Below are 26,034 nucleotides of genomic sequence, written 5' to 3' on the forward strand. Positions count from 1 at the left end.
CGTGAGATCAGGCTTTCCGTCGCGCCCGCGAAGCCCGAAGATTGGCAATGTTCCCGCAGGTCTTGACGTCGTGCCAGACGCCGCTGTTGTTGCGGGAACGGTCGTAGAACGCAGAGCCGCACGCTTTGTTCTTGCAACGCTTGAGGCGCCGCCAGGTGTCCGCGCGTTGAGCCAGCAGAACCTCGGCCCAAATGCGTGACGCCACGTACTCGTGGCCGGTTCCCGACGGTCCCAACCGGACGGTTCCCGATGCATCGAGGGTGAGGACAGCGTCGGCGCGCGGGGCTGTCGGAGCCGTGCCTGCAATGAGTAGTTCGATCGTCGTGCGCAGTTCGCGTAGTGCCGCGGCGTCGTCGTCGCCGAGGTCGTGTCCCATCGCGGTGGATGCCACCGCGCCGTCGGCGAGCAGGTCGGGCAGTCCCTTTGCGTCGATCGCTCGGGTGTTGAGCAGGTTCTGGACGTAAGCGAGGCCGTCGGGGGCGGGGTCGAGGCGAAATCGCTCCGTCGGTGTCGGCGTCGATGACATAACTCAACAGTATTTGACTATGTCGATCCGGGCAAGTAGTACTGACAGAGTCAAAAGCATTTAAGTTATGTCGAAGGGTGGGTCCGATGGTGGCAATCGAAGGCGCGGTCGTAGTGGTGACCGGCGGGCAGCGTGGGTTGGGCAAATCGATCGTCGACGAGTTTCTGGCGCGTGGCGCGGCGAAGATCTACGCGACGGCCAGGGTCCCCAAGCCCACAGACGATCCGCGCGTCGCCGCGAAGGCTCTCGATGTCACCGACCCGGATTCTGTTGCAGCACTGGCTCGGGAGCTGACCGATGTCACCATCGTCGTCAACAATGCGGGCGCCCCGGGGTCGGGTCCGTTGCTGGGATCGACACTCGAGGACGTGCGGACCGTGTTCGAGACCAACTTCTTCGGTGCCGTGGGGGTCGCGCAGTCCTTCGCGCCGATTCTCGCGAGCAACGGCGGCGGTGCACTGGTCGACGTGCATTCGGTTCTGTCCTGGGTGGGTGGCGCCGGAGCGTACGGCGCATCGAAGGCCGCACTGTGGTCGGCGACCAACTCCCTTCGGGTCGAACTCGGCCCGCAAGGGACGCTCGTGACGGGAGTGCATCTGGGTTACACCGACACGGACATGATCGCGGACCTGGACGTGCCGAAGAACGATCCGAAGGATGTGGCGAAAGCCATCGTCGACGGTGTCGCGAACGGGGACACCGAGGTGCTTGCCGACGACGTGACCAGGTACTTCAAGTCCGTTCTCGCCGGTCCGGTCGAGGGTCTCGCCATCCCCGCGGGGTCCTGAGGGGAGGCGATTTCAGTTTCGGGCGGATGCTCCGTTAGACTCACCAACGCCGAAAGGCACGCCGCCTTAGCTCAGTCGGTAGAGCATTTCACTCGTAATGAAAAGGTCAAGAGTTCGATTCTCTTAGGCGGCTCGTAAGAGCGAAAACCCCTTCCCAGCGTCAGCTGGGGAGGGGTTTCGTCGTGCGGGGCGGGGTCTCATCGAGCGTTGTCGCGCAGGTGCTCGGCGAAGGCGCGGGCGGAGGCGAGGTCGGTGCCGTTCGGTCGCCCGCGTCGGATGCCGCCGACGAGCTTGAACGGCATGAATGTGTCGAATCCGCGGCAGGAGAAACCTCCGACGACGTCGAAGCCTTTGTGTTCGAGCCGTTCGACGAGTGATGCGGAGAAGCGGAGCCAGCGGGATTCGGCGAGGCCGCTGGTGGCGAAGAGGAACGCGGGTGTGCCGTCCTGGGGTGGCAGTGCGTCGATGTAGGCAACCAGGGCGGAGTGGAACGAGCCGTAATAGATGCCTGATCCGAAGCCGACGAGGTCGTGCCCGTCGAGGTCGCGGCCGGCGGGATCGGCCGATTCGGGTGAGATCACCGAGGCGCCGAGGACCCCGGCGATGGCGTCGGCGACCCGTCTGGTGTTTCCGTGGGAGACGGACGCGCAGACAAGGATCGGTTCGCTCATGCAACTGAGCTTAGCGACGGTCGATCCACAGCCTTCTCACCCAAGTTACTCACAGGCGTGTAATTCAGGTACACACCCCCTGAACAGCAAAAACCTGGCGTCGGCCCACGTTCATCCACACGCCATCCACAGATCGGAAGTGTTGGTCCTCGAGATTTCCACAGGTTTGTCCACAGCCTGTTAGTGCATATGTTCGAATGGGCGTCGGCACGGTGTTCTGTCTACTGTTGCTCTCGAGGCGGAAACGACGGAAAGGTACTTCTGTGGCTCGACCGACCATGGCCGACGTGGCAAAAGCTGCCGGGGTGTCACCTGCGCTCGTCTCGATCGTCATGCGGGGAGTGGAGGGGGCTTCGGAGGAGACTCGTACGCGAATCAAATCGATTGCCGACGAGATCGGTTACGTCCCGGACCGGCGCGCGCAGAAACTTCGTCAGACCAGTTCCCGACTGTTGGGTGTCACGTTCGATCTGCAGCAACCGTTCCACGGCGATCTCGTCGAGCAGATCTACGGCGTCGCCGAACGGGCCGGGTACGACGTGATGCTCGGAGCCGTAGCGCCCACGCGGGACGAGGCCAGTGCGGTCAGGACGCTCGTGCACGAGCGATGCGAAGCAGCGCTGCTGCTCGGGTCTCGAATGGATGCAACCGAACTCGGCTCGGTCGACCGTGCGGTGCCGGTCGTGACGCTGCTGCGCACCAGCGGCGTCGACGGTATCGGATCGGTGCGCGGTGACGATGTGGCCGGTGTCGGGTCGGCGGTGGAACATCTGATGTCGTTGGGACACAATCGAATTGCCCACATCGACGGCGGCAGTTCGGCGGGTGCGCAGGACAGGCGTCAAGGATTCGTCGACGCCATGGCAAGCCATGGTTTGTCTGCCCCTGTCGTCGACGGTGGTATCACCGAAACCGAAGGCGCACAGGGAATGCGACTACTGCTCGACTCGACCGATCCTCCGACGGCCGTGGTGGCGTTCAACGACAACTCCGCCACCGGAGTGCTGGATCACCTGCTTCGTCGCGGTATCGACGTACCGGGGGACATCTCGGTCGTCGGATACGACGATTCCCGCTTGGCGCGCATCGCTCACATCCAGCTGACGTCGATCTCTCAGGATGTGGCCGCGCTCGCCGAGGCGGCAGTGCAGGAAGCGCTCGCGCGCATAGCGGGTGAGAGTGCGCGCGATGTGGTGCTGGCGCCCACGCTCGTCCGGCGACGGACGACGGGACGGCCGCGGTGAGCTCGGTCTGATCGTTACTTATCGGACATTCAGGTTGACTCCGTACGCTTGTTGAAACTGCAAGCGTTCAGGGGGCCATCTGATGGATCGAGCCGACCACAACCAGCACGTGTTCGACGACGCCCACGTCGCAGCGGTGTACGAGTCCTACGCTGCGCCGACGACCGGGTTCCTCGACGGCGGCGAGGCCGCTGCGCTCGCGCTCGCCGCACCCCACGTTCGAGGCCGCCCGGTGCTCGACATCGGTGTGGGAGGTGGCCGAACGACACCGTTGCTGCGACTGCTTTCCGACGACTACACCGCAGTGGACTACTCACCCAACATGATCGACGCGTTCCGGCGTAGTTTTCCGCAGTTCCCGGCGTACGTCGCCGACGCCCGCGACATGTATCGGATCGCCGATGGTCGCTACGGTCTGGTGCTCTTCAGCAACAACGGAATGGACACCGTCGACCACGACGACAGAGTGTCGGTGTTGCGTGAGTGCCGCCGTGTCGTCGCCGACGACGGCATCGTCGTGGTGGCGACGCTCAACAAGGACGGTCCCGGATTCGGCGAGTCACCGTTCCAACTCTCACGCCCCAACCGTCCGATGACGTTCTCGCCGCGCAAGATCGTCGTGTCCGTCGGACGTCGTGTTCTGGATCCGGCGGGTTCGGTACGCAGAGTAGTGAACTGGCGACGGCATCGGCGTCTGACGGTCGACCACGGTTCGTGGGCAGTCGGTCCGCTCGCTGCACACGACTTCGGGCCGGTCATGCACTTCACGTCGTTGACGGACCTGCGCAGTCTCGTCGTCGGCGCAGGGTTCGACATTCTGTCGATTCTCGGCGACGACGGCGCCGCGATCCCGCCCGAGGTGACCGAGTCCACGGTGGACAACTTCACCGTCGTGCTGCGCCCTGCTGGTCGCTCGGTCGGGTAGTCGCAGCGATTTCTACCCAGTCAGCTCGAGTGGATCTACTCATGGCCTGACGGGCTGCCATCTCCTACATTGAACGGGCGATTGTTCTATTTGTCCGATTCGGTGTGTTCGGGGAGGGTTGTCATGGCAAGACGGAGAGTTCTCGCGACCAGGTCGGTCGCCGTGGGGGTGGCCGCGGTACTCGCGGTCGGCTGCGCATCGACGACGCAGGGGACGGCACTGTCCGAGGGGATGGGTGCGGTATCGATGGAGAGCCGGTCGATGACCATCGCGCCGCTCTTCACCACCGGAAGCGGCGATGGTGGAGTCGGTGAAGAAATCGTCACGAGATCGGCGACCACGGACTCGTCGTTTCGCGTCGACTTCTCCGAGGACGAGGTGTCCGGCCTGGGCGACGCCTCGAGGGCGGCGTCGTGGAACGCCGCGATCGTCTCGACGCTGATCATGTCGCAGCCGATGTCCGGTCGCTTCGAGTTCGAGATCAGCGGGCAGATCGACGGTCCCAGTGCGGGCGCGTTGAAGACCGCCGCGCTCATCGCGTTGCAGCGCGACGAACAGATCTCCGACACCGCGACGATGACCGGGACGATCAACGCTACCGGCACCATCGGTCCCGTCGGCGGTATCCCCGAGAAGGTCCAGGCGGCGGGTGCCGCCGGGTACGACACGGTGCTGATTCCACTCGGGCAACGCAACAGTACGGACCGCAACGGAGACAGTGTCGACGTCGTGCGGATCGGGGACCGAGCCGGGGTGAACGTCGTCGAGGTCGGTGATATCTACGAGGCGTACGGACTGCTCACCGGCTCCGAGTTGGAGGCACCGAGGCTGGAACCGGACACGCGGCTCGACAACCGGGCGTACGACAAGGTCGACGCGCAGTACACCGCCGCGATGGGCCGGTACGACAATGCGCTGACGATGCTGGACACGCTCGACGTGAACATCCTGCGGACGATGATGAACACCGGGCTCCCGGAGACTGCTGCGAAGGCCGCCGACCGGGCTCGGAATCTGCATCGGCAGGGGTCGATAGCCGGCGCGTTGGTCACCGCGCTCGAAGCCGCCGCCGTCATGGAAGCGTCCTATTCGGTGGGTAACTCGTTGACACCGTTGATCTCTCAGGGCCCGGCGGGTCTGGGCGCATTCGTTGCGCAGGCCACCGACACCGGTCCGGCGGAAGCCGCGTTCTTCTCGTTTCTCGATTCCATCGCCACGTTCGAACCCGTGACGTTGCCCGACGTCGAAGCGGTGGTCAACGCGTACGCAGGTGCCTTCGACGCGCTGACGATCTTCGACTACGCCGCAAGCGAGATCGAGGCGATCGACGGTCGGATCGACACACAACCCATCGACATCGTCGAATTCGTCGACTATCTCTCGACACCGTTGATCTTCCTCGAAGCAGCGAAATCCCAATTGGCAGGGACGAAAGCAGTGTGGGAGGTCGGCCGCGACAACCCCGGTGCCGACATCGACTCGGGCGTCGACCTCGCTCAGGTCGGCGACTTCTTCCGCCGCGGCGCCGACGCCAACCTCGCCGCGTTTCGGACCGGAATGCCCGCCCAGGTGGCGGATCGTACGGGGCGCTCACTGGATTCGGTGATCGGCCAACTGTCCTACATGGACATCGACGTCGCGGCAGCCGTGCACCAACGGAACGCGCAGCCCGCGATCGAGAAGTATCTGGGGGAAGGAAAACCCAACGGGCAGTACGCGACCATCGGCTACGGCGTCAGCAACTACGTCCGCAATCAGCAACTGGTCGAGAAGTACTACAACAACGCGATCACCGACGACAACCTCCGGGTCACCGGGTTCATGTACGAGAACGCGCTGTCGAACGCGTTCGACCTCGCCCGTGCGCAGTTGTCCTCCGACATCGCGTCTCTGCAGGCCGGCGCTACACAACCGGTCATCACCGTCGGGCAGTTCGAGAGCGCAGGCGTCAGGCGTGCGGGCACCCCGCTGGAGCAGTTCAACGCCCTCGGCGCCTACAACAGCGGATACGTGACGACGAGGCTGATGACATACCTGTCCTCACCTGGAAAGTAACGATGACCGGAGTGCGCGACTGATTCGGAAGTGGCGCCAGCGGGCATGCCAGGACGCATGACGAAACTGTTGTTCGCTGTGACCGCTGCCGACCACTGGACCCTGAACGACGGAACCAAGCATCCGACGGGCTTCTGGGCCGAGGAACTCGTCGAATCGCACCGCACGTTCGTCGACGCCGGCTGGGATGTCGTCGTCGCGACGCCGGGTGGCAGGGCGCCCGTCGTCGACGAAGGATCGCTCGCGATCGATGCCAACGGAGGAGACGAGGCGAAGGTCGCCGACCAGAAGAAGTATCTGGAATCGATCGAGTCGATTCTGCAGAACCCGGCTTCGCTGGAGGATCAGCAGGAATCCGACTTCGATGCCGTCTTCGTGCCGGGAGGTCACGGGCCGATGGAGGACCTCGCGGTGTCGAGCGATTTCGGTGCGCTCGTGACCGACTTCCTGAGCACGGGCAAGATCGTCTCGGCAGTGTGCCACGCACCGGCTGCGTTGCTGCCTGCCACGACGCCGGACGGGAAATGGGTGTTCGACGGCTACCAGCTGACCGGTTTCACCGACGAGGAGGAAACCCAGGCAGGGCTGGCGGACAAGGCACCGTGGCTTCTCGAATCCAGGTTGAGAGAGCGCGGCGCACAGTTCGAGAATTCCGATCCCTGGTCGCCGCACGTCGTCGTCGATCGCACGCTCTACACCGGGCAGAATCCGGCGTCGACGAAACCGTTGGCGGACAGAGTGGTTCAAGCCCTGTCCTGACAGTGTCCGTCAGCTCGACCGGTGGACGTCGCTCGCGGGTGTCGCTGTGACGATGCGATTGCGGCCCTGTCGCTTCGCGTCGTACAGCGCCCGGTCGGCGGCGTCGAACAACATCTCGAGACTGTCGGATCCGTGTGCGAGCCCGATGCTGACGGTGACGCCGTGGCCGGCGAACTGCTCGGTAGCGCGCTCGAACTGGCCGAGGCGAATGGTGTCGGCGATCGCGTAGGCGTCGAGCTCTGTGGTATCGGTGCAGAACACGGCGAACTCTTCTCCGCCGAGACGGGCGAACAGGTGATGGCGGTCGAGGCGGGATCTGACGTCGTCGGCGAATCTTTCCAACGCGCTGTCACCGGCGCTGTGCCCGTACGTGTCGTTGAGGGTCTTGAAGTGATCGAGATCCATCATCAGCACCGTCGCGACGCCATCCGTTGCGTCGCGGGTCAACCGATGAGCGCGGCGGAAGAACTCGTCCCGACGTAGGGCACCGGTCAGGTCGTCGTGTGCGACGGCGTGGCGTAGCGCGGTGATGGCCGCGCGGCGCTCGTTGGTCACGCAGGCCACGGCGATCGGGGCGATCGCGAGGAACGACAATCCAATGCTCACCGACAGTTCCACCGGCATCGCACCGAGATTCGGAACCCCGATGTGTCCGTCGGCGGTGAGGACGAGCATCCACATCGTCGTCGTCCAGATGAACAGCGACGTGACGAAGACCCCCGTCGTCAACGCGGCGACGACGAGGGCGGGCATGGCGAACGTGATCGCGCCCGAGCCTCCGACCGCCCAGACGAGGATCAGGCAGAGCACCAGCAACGCAGCTGCCGGGGCGACCCGGCGGGCGAGTGCAACGACCTCGCCGCGCCGACGGAATCGGCGGAGATCCGCCGTCGTGGGCGCGGTGAGAACCGCAGGCATGACGGCCATGTAGTTGAGAAACTCCCCGGAGAACCAGCGCGCCCATCCGCTCTGCCACGGAGTCGACTCGATGGCAGAGTTCGCGAATCCGCCGGCAACGCCCGCGACCGACGACGCGACGAGAATGACTGCGGCCACCAAAGCGAGCGACTGGACGCGCGTCAACCAGGGCCGTTGCTGGCCGATGAACCGGAAGATCATGAAGCCGGCCGCGACGCCGGCGATATTGCACAGGTTGAAGGCGACGTTGGAGAACAACGGGGTACCGGTCACCGTATCGGCGGCGAAGTACCCGAGCGATGCACCCACCCATGTGGCAGGCGTTGCCGATCGAGGCGAGCGAAGCAGAATTCCCAGCAGCACGGCGTTGGCGGGCCAGAACACGGCCAGCGTGCCCGGCAAGCGGGTCGCGATACCGAAGAGGCAGGCCAGAAACACCACTGCGCCGATGAGCGCTGCGCGGCGAGTCACGTCGGCGGCGCTGCCGACACGTGGACTGACGCGCTGCAAATCCATCGCAAGGCCCGTTTCTGAACGATTAAAAGGGAGGATGAACGTTCAGTGTGTCAGAAACGGCGTCGGAACCTCATGCCGAGGGGTCTGCCGTCGGGATCGACGAACAAGCGGTACGCGACCGCAGCCAGCCGCTGTTGCCACTGCGGTGGTACATCGATCTCATGACGGCGGAGTCTTCCCGCCGGTCGGGGCGACGCCGACGGTGCCGTGTGCCACGCATCGAGACGCGTCGCGCTGCTGCTCACCGCGTCGAAGAACGAAGCAGGGTCGACGAGGTCTCCGTCGTCGCCCGGCGCGCGGCCCAGGTGCTCGCGGATGAGTTCCAGCCGTAGTTCGCGAGCGAAGACCCGCGCTCCGTCGCCGAGACCGGCCGGGTCGGCGGGTTCACGACCATCGCGTTCGTCGTCGACGATCGCGGCCGTCAGCTCGGAGTCGTGAGTCCAGGACCGCCGGTTGAAGTTGTCCGAACCGACGGCGGCCCACACGTCGTCGACGATGCACACCTTCGAGTGCACGTAGACGGGGATGCCGCGGTCGTTCTCGAGGTCGAGGACGAGCACGCGGTCACCCCCCGCATCGCGAATCACGTCGAGTGCCGCGGAGTGGCCGAGCAGAGCCGACGGAATGGTGATGGCGCTGTCGTCGTCGAGATGCTTCGGGACGACGATGACCAGGCGCAGATCCTGTGAGCGTCGCAAGGCGGCGGCGAACACTCGCGCCACGTCCACCGACCACAGGTACTGATCCTCGACGTAGACCAGTTCGCGGGCGCGCCGCAGAACTTTGGCGTACGCGCGGGCAGCGCTGAACTCACCCTGTGTCGCGAACGGGTACGCCGGGCGCCTGCGCGGATACGTACGGAGAAGTTGGACGCTGCAGGTGCCCGCGGCCGCGGGTGCGTCGTGCTGCTCCGGCAGTTCCGACACCTCACGGGTCACTCCGCGAAGTATGTCGGGGATGGCGTGCCACGGCAGCCGGGACAACGCGGCAGGATCCTCCCACCGCTCACGGAAGACGTGCTCGATGTCGCGGACCGCGGGCCCCTCCACCTGAACCTGCATGTCGTGCCACGCGGGTAGCTCGCCGTATTCGGGCGGAAACGGCCTGCTCACCGGATCGCCGAAATGATCGGCGTCGTCGCGTCGGGCACGGGCGAGATCGATGCCGCCGACGAACGCGAGATCGACCGTGTCGGGATCTCGATACCGGACGACGACGAACTTCTGGTGATGACTTCCCAGCGTCAGGACCCGCTGGTCGAGAATCACCTCTCCGCCTGCCTCCTCGAGGCGCAACGCCAACTTCCGGTTCTTGGGTCCGGTGAAGCCGAGGGTCTCGATGTGCGAGCGCCACACCATGCCCTTGACGATCCCGCCGCGCTGCGCAACCGCCGCGAGCGCGTCCTCGACGGTCGTGTCGTCGGTCAGCAGCTGTTCCGGGTCACCGCGCCAATCGGTGAACAGCACCAGGTCGCCCTCGCCCGCGGCGTCCAGCGCGCTCGCCAGAGCCGCGAAATAGGGTTTGCCGTGCACGAGCGGGGTGACCCGGTTGCCGTCCGTCCAGGCCGCGATGCGGGTGTCGGGGTTGCCGCGCTCCTCGGAGCTGAGGAACCAAGGGTGTTCGGAGTCGAACTTCTGGACCTGCTCGTTCAGAGCGGCACTACTGCGGCCGAGTCGCCGAGCGAGCGCATCGATCGTTCGGCGTAGCGGCTGCGGTATCACGAGGGGAAATACTGTCAGAGCAGTCCGACGGGGCGTGTCACGAGGTCGGGTTGAACTCCGGCTGATCGATGATGCGCAGCCACGAACCGTCCGGTTGACGCTGCACGACCTGGGCGCGGGCGCCTGCATTGTCCTTCGGTGCCGTCGAGGTGAGCGCGATGTCGCCGTACACCAGCGTCGGCAGTCCCTCCTCCAGTTCGAACCGAGGCCCGTGCGCGAGCACCGACGCCCACAGTTCACGAATTGCCGCTCGGCCCGTCGTCGTCTGTCCTGCGGGGTAGGCCATGACGGCGTTGTCGGCGTAGAGCGCGGCGACACCGTCGGCGTCCCCTGCGTTGGATCGTTCGACGAACAGGCGGGTGATGTCTTCCGGTGTCATTGCTTTGTCGGTCATTGCTTTGTTTGTCATGGTTCCATCGTCGGCCCAACCGTACGAGAAGTCCAACAGATGATTGTGATGAAAGCTAGAATTAAAAGTTATGGAACTGAGGCAGCTCGAGTACTTCGTCGCCGTCGCGGAGGAAGCCAACTTCACCCGTGCGGCAGAGCGGGTGAACATCAGCCAGTCCGGCATCAGTGCGCAGATCAAAGCGCTGGAGAAGGAGGTCGGGGCCGAGCTGATCGACCGCAGCAACAGGGTGGCGCGATTGACGGTAGCGGGGACAGCTGCTGTGGTCCACGCGCGCCGCGCACTGGAATCGTCCGCAGCCCTTCGCGATTCCGTCGACGAGGTGCTCTCCCTCGTGCGCGGGAGGGTCGCCGTCGGAATGGTCACCGCGTGCACCGTCACACCGTTGTTCGACGCGTTGGCTGCGTTCCATTCCGCGTACCCGGGCGTGGACATCACGTTGGCGGAGGCAAATTCGGACGAATTGATCGCGCGCGTCCGGTCGGGCGCGCTCGACGTCGCCCTCGTCGGCACCGCTCACGGTCCGCCCGAGGGGCTCGAATCGCTGGTCATGATCACGGAAGGACTGGCGGCGTGTGTGCCGCCCGGGCATCCGTTGTCGACGGCATCGGCGGTGACACTCGGCGAGGTGTGCGTCCACCGGGTGGTGTGCTTGCCGGCGGGTACTGGGATCAGATCCGTGTTCGACGACGCCTGTGCCGCAGCGGATATCACCACCGACGTCGCGTTGGCCGCCAGCGCGCCGGGAGCTGTCGCCGACTTGGCGGCGAGGGGTTTGGGCGTCGCCATCCTGAGTCGTTCCATGGCAACGGATTTCGAGGATCGGCTGGTCTCGGTACCGATCTCGGATGTGCCTGCCGACGCTGTTCTCGCCTTTACCTGGTCGCCCAGGGCGAGCACGGCGGCGAAAAAGCTCACCACCTATGTGAGTGGTCATGTAGGCCCTGGCCTACATGACCACTCACATAACCACTCACATGGGGGCTAGACGAGTTCGGTGATGTGATCGCGCGAGAACGGGATTCGCTCGTCCAATCGTCCGGCCGCTACTTTGTTCACCCAATCGGGGTCCGACAACAATGCGCGGCCCACGGCGACGATGTCGAATTCTTCGCGTGCGAACTGCTCGAGCAACGGGTTCAGATCGGTGGTGCCTGCCGTGGACCCGGGATTCCAGGCGCCGGTGAAGACAGCGTCGAGACCGACGGACCCGACCGTGATCGTCGGCAGGCCGGTGATGGTCTTGGTCCACCCGGCGAGCCCGCGTGCACCTTCTACGCCCGACAGTTCCGGGAAGGCTGGTTCCCAGTGTCTGCGCGTCGACGGGTGGAGAATGTCCACGCCCGCGCTGACCAGCGGAGTGAGAACGTGTTCGAGTTGCTGCGGCGTCGCTGCGATACGAGCGTCGTAATGATCGGCCTTCCACTGCGAGAACCGATACACGATGGGAAAGTCCGGACCGACCGCAGCACGAATCGCGGCGACGACCTCTGCCGGAAACCTGGTGCGCGCTTCCAGCGAACCGCCGTACCCGTCTTCGCGAACATTGGTTTGCTCCCACAGGAACTCGTCGAGCAGGTATCCATGCGCGCCGTGGAGTTCGACGCCGTCGAAACCGGTCTTCTGGGCATTGACCGCTGCGTCGACCCAGAACTGCTTCAGCTCTTCGAGGTCGGTGTCGGTGAACGCGCGTCCGACGGGTGCGCCGTCCAGGCCGAGACCGGACGGGCTCACCGAGGGGACGTCGGGGTTCATTCTCGGTTCCGCACCGCGCGCAGCGCCGAGGTGCCATAGCTGCGGGATGATCGAACTGCCCTCGGCGTGGACAGCGTCGACGACGCCCTTCCAGCCGTCGAGGCTGTCGTCACCGTAGATGAGGGGCACGCGGGTGTCGGGGCCGGCCGCAGGGTCGGGGATGAGTGTGCCTTCGGTGATGATCAGGCTCGTCCCGCCGGCAGCACGCTTGCGGTAATACTCCGCCACGTTGTCGCGGGGTACGCCGCCGGGTGAGAATTGCCGCGTCATCGGCGCCATCGCGAATCTGTTGCGCAGCCTCAGTGACTTCACCTCGATGGGTGTGAAGAGTCCGGCGGTGTCGAGGTCTTGGTTGCTCACTACGGTTTCGGTCACGTCGAGGACGAACCCCCGCGTCGTCACCGCTATTCCAAAGGCGTGAAGAACAGGGCAACTTCGGCGTGCTATACCTGGGTGATGAAGGTTACAGGCAAGGTTGCCGTCGTCACCGGAGGAGGCGGCGGAATCGGGGGAGCGCTTGCCGAACGTCTCGTCGCCGAGGGAGCCAAGGTCGTCGTATCCGACCTCGACCCGGCGTCGGCGTCGAAGGTGGTGGAACGCCTCGAACCCGGTTCGGCAGTGTCCCTCGGAGGTGACGCGTCGAAGACCGAGGACATCACCGCGCTCGTCGCGCTCGCCGAGGACACATTCGGTCCGGTGGATCTGTACTTCGCGAACGCCGGTATAGGTGGTGCGCCCGGCCTGGACGCATCGGAAGCCGATTGGGACCTGTCGATCGACGTGAACCTGCGCGCACATATCAGAGCGGCGCAGTTGCTTGTTCCCACGTGGCTGGAGCGAGGCGAGGGCTATTTCGTCAGCACGGCGTCTGCGGCCGGTCTGCTGACTCAAATCGGTTCTGCCACTTACTCGGTCACAAAACACGCCGCCGTGGGATTCGCCGAATGGTTGAACGTCACCTACGGCGATCGTGGCGTTCGCGTGAGCTGTCTGTGCCCGATGGGCGTGAACACCAAGCTTCTCTACGAGGGTCAAGAGTCCGGTAGTTCCCTCGGTGCGGCGGCGACGAAGGCCGTGTTGTCGGCCGGCGACGTGCTGGAACCTGCGGATGTCGCCGAGGTCGTCCTCGCCGCGATGGACGCCGAACAGTTCCTGATCCTCCCGCACCCGAATGTTCTCGACATGTACCGCAACAAGGGTGCCGACTACGACCGATGGCTACGCGGCATGCGTCGCTACCAGAAAGCCCTTCTGGGCGAAACCGATTGAGGAGACACGTGTCGTTCTTCGAAACCACCGAACGCGGACGCAAGTATCAGACCGATCTGCTCGACTTCATGGATTCGCACGTCTACCCGGCAGAGTCGGTGTACGACGAGCAGATGCGCGAGCTGGGCGATCCGCATGCGCAACCGCAGATCATCGAGGATTTGAAGAAGGAAGCGCGATCTCGCGGGCTGTGGAATCTGTTTCACCCACATCCGGAGTGGGGACCGGGTCTGACCAACCTCGAATACGCGCCTCTCGCGGAGATCATGGGGCGCAGTCTCCTCGCCCCGGAAGCGTGCAACTGCAACGCGCCCGACACGGGCAACATGGAAGTGTTCACGCTCTTCGGGAGCGACGAGCACAAGGAGAAGTACCTGAAACCGTTGCTGGACGGCACTATTCGCTCCGCGTTCGCGATGACCGAACCCGACGTGGCAAGCTCCGACGCCACCAACATCGCCATGAAGATGGAACGCGACGGCGACGACTACATCCTCAACGGGCGTAAGTGGTGGACGTCGAACGCGATGCACAAGAACTGCAAAGTCCTCATCGTCATGGGCAAGACGGAACCCGACGCGGCAACCCACCGGCAGCAGTCGATGCTCGTCGTTCCGATAGACGCGCCGGGTGTGACGGTACTGCGTAACCTGCCGGTGTTCGGTTACGTGGATCGTGAAGGTCACGCAGAGGTGCTCTTCGAGGACGTGCGCGTGCCGTCGAAGGACGTGTTGAAGGGACCGGGTGAGGGTTTCGCGATCAGTCAGGCACGGTTGGGCCCCGGGCGGATCCATCACGCCATGCGGACCATCGGTGTCGCCGAGCGGGCATTGGAATTGCTGTGTCGCCGTGCAGTGTCGAGGGTGACCTTCGGCAAGCCCGTCGCTATGCGCGCCAACATTCAGGACTGGATCGCCGAGGCGCGGATCGAGATCGAGAAGACACGTCTGCTCACGCTCAAAGCGGCATACCTGATGGACACCGTCGGGAACAAGGAAGCTCGCACCGAGATCGCGGCCATCAAGGTCGCCGCGCCGGAGATGGCGTTGAAGATCATCGACCGGGCCATTCAGGTCCACGGCGGCGGCGGTGTCAGCAACGATTTCCCGTTGGCCATGATGTACGCGCACGTGCGGACACTGCGGCTGGCGGACGGCCCGGACGAGGTGCACAAGCTGTCGATCGCGCGGATGGAGTTGAAGAAGTACCTCTAGTGACTTAGGCGAGGCTGTGCTAATTTCACGCGCATGAAGCGGACCGTGATGCGCATGATCATCGCCTCGGTGGCACTTGTCGGCCTCGTCGCGTGCAGCAGTGACTCGGGGGACAGTAGCTCTGCTGGGTCGAACGACAGGTCGGTGACCATCGACCACGTCGTCGGCTCGACGACGATACAGGGAACGCCCGAGCGCATCGTCGCCCTCGGGCAACAGTGGGTGGACGCGCTGGCGGAGTTCGACATCTCCCCGGTCGGCTACATCTCCGCAGGATCTCAGGGAGACGAGCGGAAGCTGTTCCCCTGGCAGACGGCCCTGACCGAGGATTCCGTGATGCTCGATTCGACGTCGGTCGACACGATGAACGCGACCCCGCCCGTGGAGGAGATCGCGGCATTGGATCCGGATCTCATTCTGGTGGCGGGGATCGCATCTCCCGATCCGTACAAGTCGCTCAGTGAGGTCGCGCCCACGGTGTTCCCCGAGAAGAGCACGGTGGACAGTTGGCAGTGGCAGATCGAGACGCTCGGAAAAATCTTCGACCGTGAGGACGACGCGCAGGCGATCATCGCCGAGGGCGAAGGCTTCACCGACGGCATTGCCGCCGAGTACCCAGGCTTGGACGGCAAGACCGCGGTGCTCGCCCAGTACATCGTCGCCACACAGCAACTCGTCGCCGTCGTCGATCCCGACGACGGTGCCGCGCAGGTCTTCGGCAGCATCGGTCTCGGTGTTCCTGCGGACCTCGCAGCCTCGCCTGAGGCGACGAGCGGCCGGTTGGTATTCAGTCCTGAACGGATCAACGAACTCACTGCCGACCTGGTCGTCATGCTGCCCAACGGTGGAACCGCCGCCGACCTCGAGGCCCTGCCTGGCTTCGATTCCCTGCCCGCCGTGGCGAGCGGTGGCGTCTCGGTGCAGGACTACGCCACGGTCGTCGGATTCAACCTGCCGTCCAAGGCGTCGATCGAGTACTCGGTGGACAAGATTCGCCCCCAGCTCGAGGCGGTAGGCGGCTAGCTCCCCCCTTGTGAGTACTTGTGTAGGTCAAGACCTACACAAGTACTCACAGGGCCCTAGAGGTGAATCACCCCTCGCATGTTCTTGCCGTCTCGCAGATCCTGGTACCCCTCGTTCACCTGCTCGAGTGAATACGTGTTGGTGATCAGCTCGTCGAGCTTGAGCTGGCCGGCGTCGTAGAGGCGCAGCAGACGGACGATGTCGTACTGAGGGTTCGCGGAGCCGAACAGTGTGCCCTTGATCGTCTTCTGGTTGAGCGTCAGGTCCGTACCGGAGACGTGAACGGTCAGCGCCTCGGGGTCGGCGAGTCCGGTGATGACGACGGTGCCTCCCTTGCCGATGGCGGCCGTCGCTGCCTGGACCACTTCCTCGTCGACGGTGCCGACGAGAATCAGCGCCTGGTCCGCGCCCTGGCCCCAGGTGAGCTCGGTGAGCTTCTCCTGCGCGGAGGCGTAGTCCGCGAAGGCATGTGTCGCGCCGAACTTCAACGCCTGGTTCCGCTTGAATTCCAGCGGATCGACGACGAGGACGTGCTTGGCGCCCGCGTGCACCGCGCCCTGCACCGCGTTGATGCCGAGACCGCCGATGCCGTAGATGATCACCGAGTCTCCGGCCCGCACGCCACCCGCGTACACGGAGGTGCCCCAGCCCGACGGCACGCCGCATCCGACGAGAACCGCTGTCTCCAAGGGCAACCAGTCGTCGATCTTCACGACGGAGTGTTGCGAGATCGTGGCGCGTTCGGCGAAGGTTCCCAGCATGCACATCGCGCCGAACTCGGTTCCCTTGCTGTCGCGACGCCGGAAGGAGCCGTCGGGCATGCAGCCTTCGAGAATCGTTGCGCCCATGTCGCACAGGTTCTGTCGGCCCGTCGAACAGTAGCGACAGGTACCGCAGTTGGGGATGAACGAACAGACGACGTGATCGCCGGGCTTGACCTTGGTCACGCCGGGCCCCACTTCCTCGATGATGCCGGAGCCTTCGTGGCCGCCGACGATGGGGAAGCGCGGCGGGAGGTCACCGTCGAGCAGATGGAGGTCCGAGTGGCACAGTCCGGCAGCGACGTACTTGATCAGGACTTCACCCGGGCCGGGACCGTCCAGCTCGAGTTCGAGGATCTCGAACGGCTTGTGTGCTTCGAAAAGAACTGCAGCTTTGGTCTTCACGAAAGATCTCCTAGCGGTAGATGGACTTGAACTGTTGGAAGTTGCCGAGGGCGTCAGGGCCGAGTTCGCGGCCGATGCCGCTGTCCTTGACGCCACCGAACGGCGAACCCGGGTCGACCATGTAGCGGTTGATGCCGATGGTTCCGGTGCGAATCTGCTTGGCGACGCCGTACCCTCGTTCGTCGTCGGAGGTCCAGACGGTGCCACCGAGCCCGAAGTCGGTGTCGTTGGCGATGCGGATGGCGTCCGCTTCGTCGCTGTACGGGATCACCGACAGCACAGGCCCGAAAATTTCCTCCTGCGCGATGGCGTGATCGTTCTCGACGTCGGCGAACACCGTCGGCGACACGAACCACCCGCGATCGAGATCGGACGGCCGGACACCTCCGGTGACCAGCCGGGCACCGTCGCCGCTGCCCTTCGCGATGTAGCCCTCGACTCGATCTCGTTGCCTCTCACTGGCCATCGGACCGATCTGCGTCGCCGGATCCAGTGCATCGCCGACGGCGAGTGATTGTGCGAATGCTTCGAGTACGCCGACCACCTCGTCGTATCGACTGCGTGGCGCGAGCACTCGGGTGCCGAGAAAACACGTCTGGCCGTTGTTGAGAAACGTTGCACCGAAGAGGTCTTCACCGATTTTCGCAAGATCGAGTTCGGCGTCGTCGAGGACGATCGCCGCGGACTTGCCGCCCAGTTCCAGCGTGACGGGCCGCAGCAGTCGTCCGCAGGTCTCGGCGATCGACCGCCCGGCGGCAGTGGATCCGGTGAACGCAACCTTGTCGATACCCGGGTGCGATACGAGGTAGGCGCCTACCTCGCGCCCGCCGGGAACGATGTTGACCACTCCGGGCGGAATGCCGGCCGCCATGACGGCTTCGGCGAACGGAACCGAGTCGAGGACGGTTTCCGGTGACGGCTTGATGACGATGGTGCACCCGGCCGCCAGAGCGGGTGCGTGCTTGAACGCCGCGAGAGTCTGGGGGAAGTTCCACGGCGCGATGGCGCCGACGACGCCGATGGGTTCCCGACGCACCGTCGTCGTGCCGCCGAGTAGGTGCGGGTGCGATTCCTCGAACGTCGCCGTCCTCGCAAGCCCGGCGTAATACCTGACGACCGCGACGGGAAATCCTGCTTCGAGCTGCAGTGCGATCGAAATCGGCATCCCGTTCTGCGCCGAGACCGTGCGGGCTATCTGCTCACCGCGCGCTTCGAGTTCGTCGGCGAGCCGGTCCAGAGCGTCGGCGCGGTCCGACGGCGCCCACTGACTCCAGCCGCTGGGATCCTCGAACGCGCGACGGGCGGCCGCGACGGCTGCGTCGACGTCTGCCTCCTGCGCCTCCGGAACCGAGCCGATGATCTGTTCGGTACTGGCCGACCGGACGTCGATCCTCGCCGACGAACTCGGGGGTGCCCACTCGCCGCCGATGAACAGCGACGCCGCGTGTATTGCCGTATCTGTACTCATGCATAGATCGTGACCCGCATCACGCCGGGTGAGTGTTCAAAAACTGGACGTTCTCCACGCGGTGCTCAGTGGATGCCGAGTTCCTTCATTCGCTTGTACAGCGTGGTGCGGCTGATTCCGAGGCTGTCCGCGGTGGCGGCTTTGTTGCCCCCGCATCGAGCGAGTTCGTGCACGATGGCATCGCGCATCGCTGCGTCGAGAGCCGTCAGGCGACTCGACGCACCCCGCGCACCGGGCCTGACCAGGTCGTGTTCGCTGATGTCGCCGACGGACCTGCGGGCTGCCGCGCTCATCACTTCGTCGCGTAGTTCGCCGATGTTGCCGGGCCAATCGTGATCGATGAGAGCGCGCATGGCGTCCGGGGTGAACCGGGCACGGGAGCCGATTTCCGCGAGCATTCCGCGGACCAGGTCGGGAATTTCGTGACGCCTGGACCTGAGCGGAGCGAGCTCGACGGTGTCCGTGCACAGCGACAGCAGTTGGCGGTGCTCCGCCGTGGACGTGTCCCGGATGGAGCTGGACAGTGCGAACCATCCACGCGCCGACTTCAACAGCGCGTGCAGTCGGTGCGCGATGGGCGCGTCTGCCAGGTGAATGTTCTTCACCACGACGTCGGCACCAGCCGTCACCTGTGTTTCGACGGATGCGAGCCACGCCGCGGGTGTCGTCGTGACGAGGTCGGCGGCGTCGAACCATCGTGGCGCGCGGGCGGCGGTGAGCCTGGCCAGTGTCGTCGACTTGCCCGTTCCCGGTTCGCCGACGACACACAGGGGCTGGGACGTGGCCGCTGCCGACGTACGGCGCGCGGGCTCGTCGAGCACATCGATCTCGAGGACGACGCCGGTGCCGGACACCGGCCTCTCCCATCGCACCAGTGCCCGGGCTCCGGAGTTCAGGACGACGGAGTCGATGACTCCGCTGCGACGGATCGACTCGTCCGTCAGTGACCGCAGCGCGGCGTGGTCGACGGTGTCGATCATGGCGGCGGCGGACGTGTTCTCGAGCAGAAGTTCGTCACCGATCGCGACGACGGGTGCGCCGCGTCGCCGGGCCGACGCATGTTGGAATGCCTGGAAGAGGCGTTGCTCGCCGCTGCGCGTCTCTTCCAGCAACCGGCCCTGGATGTCCTGCGCGGAGTGGGCGAGCATCGGCTGGAGCAGAGGGTTGTCCTCGGATTCGAGGAACGTGATGTCGAGGACGCCCTCGATGCGTTTGGTGATCGGATGGATCAGCGGGTGGCCGTAGCAGCTGAAGCCCTTCATCGACTCCATGTAGTGCTCGCTGCCCCGAACGGCCAGGGGTTTACGGAGTTCGAACGACGTGGAGATCGAGTTGGTGCCCGACGCCTCCTCGGTGAAGGATCGGCCGACGACGGCGCCGACGCCGAACACGACGTCGCGCAGTGTTCGCGTGCCGAAGCGGAGATCGACGAGCCGGGCGTCGCGGTCGGCGAGCAGTACGCAGTAGCCGGAACCGTCGAGCATGCTTTCCATGCGGTCGAGGATCGGGTCGGCGGCGGCGAGGAGGCGACTGCGCCGGTCCACGTCACGTAGAGCGGATTGTTCGAGCGAGTGGGCGGGTTCCAGCCCGCTGGAGGCAGAGCGTTGCCACGACAATGCGATCTGCTCACGCACCACACCGTGCTCCTCGTTGTCCCTCGTGACACGAGGCTAGCGCAGAGGCACCGCCCCGCGGGTAGCGTTTTCGTCATGGCGTACAGATACCTCGGCAACAGTGGACTCAAGATCTCGGAGATCACATACGGAAACTGGCTCACTCACGGTTCGCAGGTCGAGAACGATGTCGCGACGCAGTGCGTGCATGCCGCCCTCGATGCGGGGATCACGACGTTCGACACCGCGGACGTTTACGCGAACGGCGCCGCCGAAACCGTGCTCGGTGAGGCGCTGAAGGGTGTTCGGCGTGAATCGTTGGAGATCTTCACCAAGGTGTACTTCCCGGTCGGGCCGAAGGGTCCCAACGACACCGGACTGTCCCGCAAGCACATCTTCGAGGGCATCGACGCGTCCCTCCGACGGCTGAGCACCGACTACGTCGACCTCTACCAGGCTCATCGTTTCGACTTCGAGACTCCGCTCGAGGAGACCATCGCCGCGTTCGGGGACGTCGTCCGTCAGGGCAAGGCCCTGTACATCGGGGTCTCGGAGTGGACGGCCGATCAGCTGCGCCGGGGTCAGGCGCTGGCCCGCGAGAACGGTTTCTCCATCGTCTCCAACCAGCCGCAGTACTCGGCGTTGTGGCGAGTCATCGAATCCGAGGTGATCCCGACGTCGAAGGAACTGGGCATCTCTCAGATCGTGTGGTCGCCGATCGCTCAGGGTGTTCTCACCGGCAAGTACCTGCCCGGTCAGCCGCTGCCCGAGGGCTCGCGTGCCACCGACGACAAGGGTGGCGACAAGATGATCGAGCGCTACCTCAACGACGAAACACTCACGCGCGTTCAGGAATTGAAGCCGATCGCCGAGTCGCTCGGCATCACGATGGCTCAGCTCGCGGTCGCCTGGGTACTCGCGAACGACAACATCGCCGCCGCACTGGTCGGTGCGTCACGCCCCGAGCAGATCGCGGAGAACATCAAGGCGTCGGAAGTCGCCTTGGACGCGGACGTGCTGAAGAAGATCGACGACGCCCTCGCCGGATCGATCGAAACCGACCCGGCGAAGACGCAGTCACCCGAGGCGCGCCTGGTGTAGAGCGCTCACGAACGGAAGGCTTTCAACGCGTCGGCCTCGTCGACCGGACCCTCGACGGTGATGTCCACGTCCGCTGCGCCGACGACCTCGGCGCAGCGCAGTGAGAACCGTGGACCGCCGTCGAGGATCTTCGAGAACTCGGGTTCCGAGGCCCCGAACACGATGCGCGTGACGCCGGCCCACACCATGGCGGCACTGCACATGGGGCACGGCTCGCCGCTGGCGTACATGGTTGCGTTCTCGGCCGTCGCGGCGCCGCGGATCGCGACCAACTCCGCGTGCGCGGTGACATCGCCGGCCGACGCGACTTCGTTGCGGCCCTCGGCCAGCACGGTGCCGTCGGCGCCGACGAGTACCGCCCCGAACGGTCGGTTGCCTGCCTCGCCCGCCTCGACGGCCAGCGCGATCGCTCGGCTCAGATGTGCGTCGCTCATGACGAAAGATCCACGGTCGTACCTACTCCCAATTCGTATGCTTTGTCGATCAGTGTGCGCGCCGAGACCAGATCCTGTAGACCGATTCCGACGGAATCGAACAACGTCACCTCGTCGTCGGACGTCCTTCCCGGCTTCGAGCCTACGACGACATGGCCCAGCTCGATCGTCAGATCGGCCTCCGAGATGGTGCCGTCGGAGATGGCCAGCAGGGCGTCCCCGGACTTGGCCAGCGTCGTGGAGATGGCGTCGACGAACACCGTCGCCACCTTCATGCCGCCGGAGTCGATTTCACGATGATCGGGACGCGGGGGAGCGCCGACGGCATTGACGTGTAGGCCCGGATGAAACCAATCACCCTGAACTATCGGTTCTTTCGACGGCGTCAGCGTGCACAGTACGTCGGCCCGTGTCGTCGCCTCGCGCGGTGACCCGGCAGGCTCGACGGCCAGACCCAGGTCCGCGACGGCAGCGGCGTATCTGTCGACGGTCGACACCGAGCGCGACCACACGAGGACCTTCTCGATGCCGCGGATACGTGCGATGGCGCGGGTGTGTTCGATCGCGAGGGTGCCTGCCCCTACGAGCCCGAGCACCGTGCTGTTCTCCCGCGACAGGTGAGCCGTGGCGACGGCGCTCACAGCGGCGGTCCGGATTGCCGTGATGGCCCGGCCGTCGAGAATCGCTTCGCATTCCCCGGTGTCTGCTGAGTTGACGACGATGGTGGATCTCTGGGTGGGGAGTCCGCGGGACGCGTTGAACGGCATGTCGGACAACAGCTTCACCGCGCTGGATCCGAACCCCGCGGCGACCATCGGAAGTGCACTTCCGCTGTGGGGGAGTGGCATCGACACCGGACCCGGATTCTGCGCCTGCCCGGTCGCGAGTGCTGCGTGGGCGCGTTCGACGGCGTCGTAGATTTCCGTCCGGTCGATCAGCGTCGTGATGTCGGAATGACTGAGTATCAGTGTCATCGAAAAGTCCTATCGTCCCGCGTAGGGGACCGTGAGGTTGGTCGGTGCGCTTCGTCCACCCACGAAGCCGGTGATGGCGACGATGGCGATGACGTAGGGCAGCATGACGAGCAGAGCGAAGGGGATGTCGACGCCGAGCGCGGGGAGCGCGAACTGCAGTGCCTGGGCGATCCCGAAGAAGATGCAGGCGTAGACGATGCCGAGAATTCTCCATCGACCTGCGATCACCGCGACGACGGCAAGATAGCCGAGTCCGCCGGTCATGTTGTCGCTGAACGAATGTACTTCGGACAGGGCGAGTTGTGAACCGGCAAGGCCTCCGGTTGCCGCGGCCAACAGGACGCAGAGGTACCGAACTCGTCTGACGGGCAATCCGGTCCACTGTGCTGAGACGGCGTCCTCACCGACGGCGTCGATCGTCAGGCCCGGTGTGCTGCGTTTGGAGAGGATGACGGCGAGCGCGACGACGATTGCGATGCACGCGTAGCCGAGGACGGTTTGGCCGAAGATCGCGGGACCGATCACGGGGATGTCGCTGAGCAGAGGAATGTTCAGCGATTGGAATCCGGGCACGGACTGCCCTTTCCCGTCCGACAGCAGCGTGCGGGAGAAGAACGTCGTCAGTCCGAGAGCAAGTGCGTTGCTCGCGATGCCGATGACGATCTGGTCAGCGCGGAACCGAACGCTCAACGCGGCCTGGGCGACGCCGAAGATCGTGGCGGCGACGATGCCGGCGAGGACACCGAGGATCGGTGACCCTGTGTCCGCGGTGGCCAGAATGCTGGCGAAGGCACCGGTCAGCATCATGCCTTCCATGCTGAGGTTCAGTACTCCTGCGCGTTCGCTGATGGACTCACCGCTCGCGGCGACGAGAAGCGGGATGGCGAAACCGACTCCACTGGAGACGACTTCGGTGACGATTGCTGTACTCATACCAGGACCGCTTCCTTCGTGCGGGCACGAACTGTGGTGGTGGTCCATATCGACGCACCGGCGATCAGAATGATCAGCACCGATTCGACGACCGAGACCGTGGAGGCGGGTACACCGACTGCCAGCTGCAAATTGATCCCGCCCGACACGAGGAATCCGAGCAGAAGTGACACGCAGGCCACGGCCGTCATGGAACCGCGGGCGAGGAGCCCGACGACCAGGCCGGTGAACCCGAAGCCCGACGAGAATCCCTCGGCGAGAACGAAGGGTGCCGTCGCGACTATCAGGCCGCCGGCGACACCGGAGAATGCGCCGGCTACGGTGAGGCTCCCGAAGCGATACGCCTGCACCGAGATTCCGAGCCGACGCGATGCCGTAGGTGACAACCCGACCGACTGCAGTTTCAGTCCTGTCGGCGTGCGCTGGAGCAGCACTCCCACCGCGACGACGGCGACGAGTGCAATGATCAGTGCGATGGTCGCCGGCGATTTGTGCAATCCCAGCAACGCCACCTGGCCCGGTTCGCGGAGCGCCTCGGACTGCGGGAGGGTCTCCGACGAGGTCATCGGCTGACGCAGCAAGGCGGGCTCGTGGACGACGAGTACGACGGCAGCGAGACCGACGAAATTGAGCAGCAGGGTTGTGATGATCTCGCTGGTTCCACGCCGGACCTTCAGGTACGCCGCGATGGACGCCCAGGCCGCGCCCCCGAGCGCGGCAGCGATCAGGACTGCGGACACACCGAGGACGGAAGGAAACGACTCCGGCAGCGAGACGCCGACGGCGGTGGCGCAGATACCGCCGAGGCACATCTGGCCCTCACCACCGACGTTCACCAGGCCTGCCCGGTACGCGATGGTGAATCCGGCGGCGATCAGCATGAGCAGCGCCGCATTGTTCAGTGACGTACCGACGGCGAACGGTGACCCGAACATGCCGTCGAACAGTGCTTCCGACGTCTCGGCCGGTCCAGCGCCCGCGGTGAACGCCAGTGCCAGTCCGACGACGGCGGCGACGACGAGGGCAGCGAACCCGACGACGAGTGGATGACGTGTCATGCCGCCACCCCCATCATCAACTCGGTGATCTCGTCCTGCGCGGTGGCGGAATCGACGTCGATGGGGCCGAGCAGACGTCCACGGTATGCGACGAGTATGCGATCGCACACGGCCATGAGTTCGTCCATTTCGCTGGAGATCACGAGTACACCTACGCCGTCGTTCGCTACCTCGCGAAGCCGGTCCAGGACGAACCCGACGGAGCCGATGTCGAGTCCGCGGGTCGGTTGAGCGGCAACCACGGCCGAGAGTCCGTCGATCGACAGTTCGCGTGCGAGAACGACTTTCTGCTGGTTTCCTCCCGACAGCGACCGGATCGGTGCATCGGGACCCGACGTGCGGATCGAGTACTCGTCGATCGCAGCAGTCGACGCCGTCTGCATGGCCGCACGGTTCAACAGACCGAATCGGCGGAACTCACGGGTCCGCGGCAGAAGCAGGTTCTCGGTGATCGTGAGATCTCCGACGATGCCCTCCGCTTGCCGGTCCTCCGGGACGACGCCGAGGCCCGCCCGGGTCCTACCGGCTGGGTTCACTGCCGTGATGTCCCGTTCGTTCAACGTGATTCGGCCGGTATGCGAAATCTCGGCTCCGGAAAGAATCGATGCGAGCTCGGACTGCCCGTTGCCCTCGACGCCTGCGATACCGACGATCTCGCCGCGCCGTACGGACAGGTCGACTCCGTCGAGTGCGATGCTTCCGTCGCTCCGCGCGCACGAGACCTGTTCGACACGCATGGCAACCTCACGTGACGGCGCGGGGCCGAGGCGTCGGGCATGGGTCGTGGCTGTCTCGGTTCCGACCATGTCGGTGAGCAGGGCGCCGACCGTGGTCTGGGCCATGACTCCGCCGCCGGTGACACGCCCGCCTCGCAGGACGGTGGCCTCGTCGGCGACACGGCTGACCTCGCCGAGCTTGTGTGTGATCATGACGACGGACTTGCCGTCGTCGGCGAGCGCGCGGCACGTCTCGATCAGCGAGTCGATCTCACCGGGGTCGAGGACGGCCGTCGGCTCGTCGAGCAGTATCAACGACGGTTGCCGCAGAAGCGCTTTGACGATCTCGACCTTCTGGCGCGCTCCGACGGGGAGCTCGGCGGTGGGAGCGTCGAGATCGACGGACAGGCCGTAGGAGTCGTCGATTCGGCGCAGGTCCGCGTCCAAGCGATCCAGCGGAAGTCGGTACCCGCGGTGTCCGAGCAGCAGGTTCTCGCGGACGGTCATGGTGTTCACGAGGCTGAAGTGCTGGTGCACCATGGCGATTCCCGACGCTATGGCATCGGCAGGCGAGGTCGGGGAGTAAGGCTTGTCCTGGAGTGTCATTGTGCCGATGGATGCGGCGGTGGTTCCGAAGACGATGTTGCAGAGTGTCGACTTGCCCGCACCGTTCTCGCCGAGAATGCAATGCACGGTTCCCGGGGCGACGGTCATCGACACGTCGGTGAGTGCATCGACGTCACCGTATCGTTTTCCGATCGCGTTGAGTGTCAACATG

Annotated in this window: 24 protein-coding genes and 1 tRNA gene; 11 read left to right on the top strand and 14 right to left on the bottom strand. The window is 64.9% G+C overall.

The genetic code is table 11. From position 1 onward, the window contains the following. Positions 1-7 precede the first annotated feature (7 nt). A complete protein-coding gene (locus tag ACFULT_RS11230; protein WP_378481479.1) occupies positions 8-526 on the bottom strand; it encodes a CGNR zinc finger domain-containing protein in 519 nt (172 codons plus the stop codon). 86 nt (positions 527-612) lie between these two features. On the opposite strand from ACFULT_RS11230, the gene ACFULT_RS11235 reads away from it, so the two are divergent. Both ACFULT_RS11235 and ACFULT_RS11240 read left to right on the top strand, forming a co-directional pair. Then, positions 613-1,314, top strand: coding sequence for an SDR family oxidoreductase (locus ACFULT_RS11235; protein WP_037108532.1), 702 nt, complete (start codon positions 613-615; stop codon positions 1,312-1,314). 60 nt (positions 1,315-1,374) lie between these two features. After that, positions 1,375-1,447 (top strand) — tRNA-Thr (locus ACFULT_RS11240). 64 nt (positions 1,448-1,511) lie between these two features. On the opposite strand, the gene ACFULT_RS11245 is transcribed toward ACFULT_RS11240, so the two are convergent. Continuing rightward, positions 1,512-1,985 (bottom strand): flavodoxin family protein, encoded by a 474-nt coding sequence (locus tag ACFULT_RS11245; protein ID WP_037108535.1) that lies wholly within the window; start codon positions 1,983-1,985, stop codon positions 1,512-1,514. A 278-nt stretch (positions 1,986-2,263) separates the two neighbouring features. Between ACFULT_RS11245 and ACFULT_RS11250 the strand changes: the two genes are divergently transcribed. From ACFULT_RS11250 to ACFULT_RS11265, 4 genes are all read left to right on the top strand, one after another. Beyond that, on the top strand, positions 2,264-3,229 hold the full coding sequence (locus ACFULT_RS11250; RefSeq protein WP_378481678.1) for a LacI family DNA-binding transcriptional regulator: 966 nt from the start codon (positions 2,264-2,266) through the stop codon (positions 3,227-3,229). A gap of 82 nt (positions 3,230-3,311) precedes the next feature. After that, positions 3,312-4,154 carry a class I SAM-dependent methyltransferase gene (locus ACFULT_RS11255; RefSeq protein ID WP_378481480.1) on the top strand — a complete coding sequence of 281 codons (843 nt, stop codon included), beginning with the start codon at positions 3,312-3,314 and terminating at the stop codon, positions 4,152-4,154. Between the two features lie 123 nt (positions 4,155-4,277). Next, the gene (locus tag ACFULT_RS11260; protein ID WP_378481481.1) at positions 4,278-6,209 is read left to right on the top strand and encodes a S16 family serine protease; all 1,932 of its coding nucleotides are present in this window, start codon (positions 4,278-4,280) and stop codon (positions 6,207-6,209) included. A 57-nt stretch (positions 6,210-6,266) separates the two neighbouring features. Continuing rightward, the gene (locus ACFULT_RS11265; RefSeq protein WP_378481482.1) at positions 6,267-6,968 is read left to right on the top strand and encodes a type 1 glutamine amidotransferase domain-containing protein; all 702 of its coding nucleotides are present in this window, start codon (positions 6,267-6,269) and stop codon (positions 6,966-6,968) included. Between the two features lie 9 nt (positions 6,969-6,977). Here ACFULT_RS11265 and ACFULT_RS11270 read toward each other — a convergent pair whose 3' ends face one another. The 3 genes from ACFULT_RS11270 to ACFULT_RS11280 are packed head-to-tail and all read right to left on the bottom strand — an operon-like array spanning position 6,978 to position 10,502. After that, positions 6,978-8,402 carry a diguanylate cyclase gene (locus ACFULT_RS11270; protein ID WP_378481483.1) on the bottom strand — a complete coding sequence of 475 codons (1,425 nt, stop codon included), beginning with the start codon at positions 8,400-8,402 and terminating at the stop codon, positions 6,978-6,980. A gap of 50 nt (positions 8,403-8,452) precedes the next feature. After that, the gene (locus tag ACFULT_RS11275) at positions 8,453-10,123 is read right to left on the bottom strand and encodes a phospholipase D-like domain-containing protein (RefSeq protein WP_037108557.1); all 1,671 of its coding nucleotides are present in this window, start codon (positions 10,121-10,123) and stop codon (positions 8,453-8,455) included. A gap of 37 nt (positions 10,124-10,160) precedes the next feature. After that, positions 10,161-10,502, bottom strand: coding sequence for a nuclear transport factor 2 family protein (locus tag ACFULT_RS11280; RefSeq protein ID WP_094720551.1), 342 nt, complete (start codon positions 10,500-10,502; stop codon positions 10,161-10,163). Positions 10,503-10,602: 100 nt separating this feature from the next. Between ACFULT_RS11280 and ACFULT_RS11285 the strand changes: the two genes are divergently transcribed. Next, the gene (locus tag ACFULT_RS11285; RefSeq protein ID WP_378481484.1) at positions 10,603-11,520 is read left to right on the top strand and encodes a LysR family transcriptional regulator; all 918 of its coding nucleotides are present in this window, start codon (positions 10,603-10,605) and stop codon (positions 11,518-11,520) included. Here ACFULT_RS11285 and ACFULT_RS11290 read toward each other — a convergent pair. Then, a complete protein-coding gene (locus tag ACFULT_RS11290; RefSeq protein WP_378481679.1) occupies positions 11,517-12,647 on the bottom strand; it encodes an NADH:flavin oxidoreductase in 1,131 nt (376 codons plus the stop codon). The two genes, ACFULT_RS11285 and ACFULT_RS11290, sit on opposite strands and share 4 nt — an antisense overlap. Before the next feature lie 96 nt (positions 12,648-12,743). Here ACFULT_RS11290 and ACFULT_RS11295 point away from each other — a divergent pair, with 96 nt between their 5' ends. Genes ACFULT_RS11295 through ACFULT_RS11305 form a run of 3 tightly spaced genes read left to right on the top strand, consistent with a single transcriptional unit; the run spans position 12,744 to position 15,793 of the window. Further along, complete coding sequence (locus ACFULT_RS11295) at positions 12,744-13,556, top strand: SDR family oxidoreductase (protein ID WP_037108560.1); 813 nt, start codon at positions 12,744-12,746, stop codon at positions 13,554-13,556. A gap of 8 nt (positions 13,557-13,564) precedes the next feature. Then, positions 13,565-14,770, top strand: coding sequence for an acyl-CoA dehydrogenase family protein (locus ACFULT_RS11300; protein WP_094720502.1), 1,206 nt, complete (start codon positions 13,565-13,567; stop codon positions 14,768-14,770). 33 nt (positions 14,771-14,803) lie between these two features. Then, positions 14,804-15,793, top strand: a complete 990-nt coding sequence (locus ACFULT_RS11305; protein WP_378481485.1) for an ABC transporter substrate-binding protein — start codon at positions 14,804-14,806, stop codon at positions 15,791-15,793. Between the two features lie 56 nt (positions 15,794-15,849). Here the strand turns inward: ACFULT_RS11305 and ACFULT_RS11310 are convergent, their stop codons facing one another. From ACFULT_RS11310 to ACFULT_RS11320, 3 genes are all read right to left on the bottom strand, one after another. Next, positions 15,850-16,959: an NDMA-dependent alcohol dehydrogenase gene (locus ACFULT_RS11310; RefSeq protein ID WP_378481486.1), complete on the bottom strand. Its 1,110-nt coding sequence runs from the start codon at positions 16,957-16,959 to the stop codon at positions 15,850-15,852. A 10-nt stretch (positions 16,960-16,969) separates the two neighbouring features. Then, the gene (locus ACFULT_RS11315; RefSeq protein ID WP_037108567.1) at positions 16,970-18,427 is read right to left on the bottom strand and encodes an aldehyde dehydrogenase; all 1,458 of its coding nucleotides are present in this window, start codon (positions 18,425-18,427) and stop codon (positions 16,970-16,972) included. A 65-nt stretch (positions 18,428-18,492) separates the two neighbouring features. Next, complete coding sequence (locus ACFULT_RS11320; RefSeq protein WP_378481487.1) at positions 18,493-20,061, bottom strand: sigma-54-dependent Fis family transcriptional regulator; 1,569 nt, start codon at positions 20,059-20,061, stop codon at positions 18,493-18,495. Positions 20,062-20,136: 75 nt separating this feature from the next. On the opposite strand from ACFULT_RS11320, the gene ACFULT_RS11325 reads away from it, so the two are divergent. Continuing rightward, a complete protein-coding gene (locus tag ACFULT_RS11325) occupies positions 20,137-21,141 on the top strand; it encodes an aldo/keto reductase family protein (protein ID WP_378481488.1) in 1,005 nt (334 codons plus the stop codon). A gap of 5 nt (positions 21,142-21,146) precedes the next feature. Here ACFULT_RS11325 and ACFULT_RS11330 read toward each other — a convergent pair whose 3' ends face one another. Genes ACFULT_RS11330 through ACFULT_RS11350 form a run of 5 tightly spaced genes read right to left on the bottom strand, consistent with a single transcriptional unit; the run spans position 21,147 to position 26,033 of the window. Continuing rightward, entirely contained in the window at positions 21,147-21,575 is a 429-nt protein-coding gene (locus tag ACFULT_RS11330) for a nucleoside deaminase (protein WP_378481489.1), read from the bottom strand. Beyond that, entirely contained in the window at positions 21,572-22,549 is a 978-nt protein-coding gene (locus tag ACFULT_RS11335; RefSeq protein WP_378481490.1) for an ornithine cyclodeaminase family protein, read from the bottom strand. Before ACFULT_RS11335 ends, ACFULT_RS11330 begins: the two co-directional genes overlap by 4 nt. 9 nt (positions 22,550-22,558) lie before the next feature. Continuing rightward, positions 22,559-23,482, bottom strand: coding sequence for an ABC transporter permease (locus ACFULT_RS11340; protein WP_094720509.1), 924 nt, complete (start codon positions 23,480-23,482; stop codon positions 22,559-22,561). Then, entirely contained in the window at positions 23,479-24,540 is a 1,062-nt protein-coding gene (locus tag ACFULT_RS11345; RefSeq protein WP_378481491.1) for an ABC transporter permease, read from the bottom strand. The genes ACFULT_RS11340 and ACFULT_RS11345 overlap by 4 nt, the downstream gene beginning before the upstream one ends. Then, positions 24,537-26,033: an ABC transporter ATP-binding protein gene (locus ACFULT_RS11350; RefSeq protein WP_378481492.1), complete on the bottom strand. Its 1,497-nt coding sequence runs from the start codon at positions 26,031-26,033 to the stop codon at positions 24,537-24,539. Before ACFULT_RS11350 ends, ACFULT_RS11345 begins: the two co-directional genes overlap by 4 nt. Between the last annotated feature and the right edge of the window lies 1 nt (position 26,034).

The organism is Rhodococcus sp. NPDC057297, assembly GCF_042667435.1.
GTDB lineage: Bacteria > Actinomycetota > Actinomycetes > Mycobacteriales > Mycobacteriaceae > Rhodococcoides.

Coding starts and splice junctions, on each gene's coding strand:
- ACFULT_RS11230 (WP_378481479.1), bottom strand. CDS start 526: ATGTCATCGACGCCGACACCGACGGAGCGATTTCGCCTCGACCCCGCC.
- ACFULT_RS11235 (WP_037108532.1), top strand. CDS start 613: ATGGTGGCAATCGAAGGCGCGGTCGTAGTGGTGACCGGCGGGCAGCGT.
- ACFULT_RS11245 (WP_037108535.1), bottom strand. CDS start 1,985: ATGAGCGAACCGATCCTTGTCTGCGCGTCCGTCTCCCACGGAAACACC.
- ACFULT_RS11250 (WP_378481678.1), top strand. CDS start 2,264: ATGGCCGACGTGGCAAAAGCTGCCGGGGTGTCACCTGCGCTCGTCTCG.
- ACFULT_RS11255 (WP_378481480.1), top strand. CDS start 3,312: ATGGATCGAGCCGACCACAACCAGCACGTGTTCGACGACGCCCACGTC.
- ACFULT_RS11260 (WP_378481481.1), top strand. CDS start 4,278: ATGGCAAGACGGAGAGTTCTCGCGACCAGGTCGGTCGCCGTGGGGGTG.
- ACFULT_RS11265 (WP_378481482.1), top strand. CDS start 6,267: ATGACGAAACTGTTGTTCGCTGTGACCGCTGCCGACCACTGGACCCTG.
- ACFULT_RS11270 (WP_378481483.1), bottom strand. CDS start 8,402: ATGGATTTGCAGCGCGTCAGTCCACGTGTCGGCAGCGCCGCCGACGTG.
- ACFULT_RS11280 (WP_094720551.1), bottom strand. CDS start 10,502: ATGACACCGGAAGACATCACCCGCCTGTTCGTCGAACGATCCAACGCA.
- ACFULT_RS11285 (WP_378481484.1), top strand. CDS start 10,603: ATGGAACTGAGGCAGCTCGAGTACTTCGTCGCCGTCGCGGAGGAAGCC.
- ACFULT_RS11295 (WP_037108560.1), top strand. CDS start 12,744: ATGAAGGTTACAGGCAAGGTTGCCGTCGTCACCGGAGGAGGCGGCGGA.
- ACFULT_RS11305 (WP_378481485.1), top strand. CDS start 14,804: ATGAAGCGGACCGTGATGCGCATGATCATCGCCTCGGTGGCACTTGTC.
- ACFULT_RS11315 (WP_037108567.1), bottom strand. CDS start 18,427: ATGAGTACAGATACGGCAATACACGCGGCGTCGCTGTTCATCGGCGGC.
- ACFULT_RS11325 (WP_378481488.1), top strand. CDS start 20,137: ATGGCGTACAGATACCTCGGCAACAGTGGACTCAAGATCTCGGAGATC.
- ACFULT_RS11330 (WP_378481489.1), bottom strand. CDS start 21,575: ATGAGCGACGCACATCTGAGCCGAGCGATCGCGCTGGCCGTCGAGGCG.
- ACFULT_RS11335 (WP_378481490.1), bottom strand. CDS start 22,549: ATGACACTGATACTCAGTCATTCCGACATCACGACGCTGATCGACCGG.
- ACFULT_RS11340 (WP_094720509.1), bottom strand. CDS start 23,482: ATGAGTACAGCAATCGTCACCGAAGTCGTCTCCAGTGGAGTCGGTTTC.
- ACFULT_RS11345 (WP_378481491.1), bottom strand. CDS start 24,540: ATGACACGTCATCCACTCGTCGTCGGGTTCGCTGCCCTCGTCGTCGCC.
- ACFULT_RS11350 (WP_378481492.1), bottom strand. CDS start 26,033: ATGTTGACACTCAACGCGATCGGAAAACGATACGGTGACGTCGATGCA.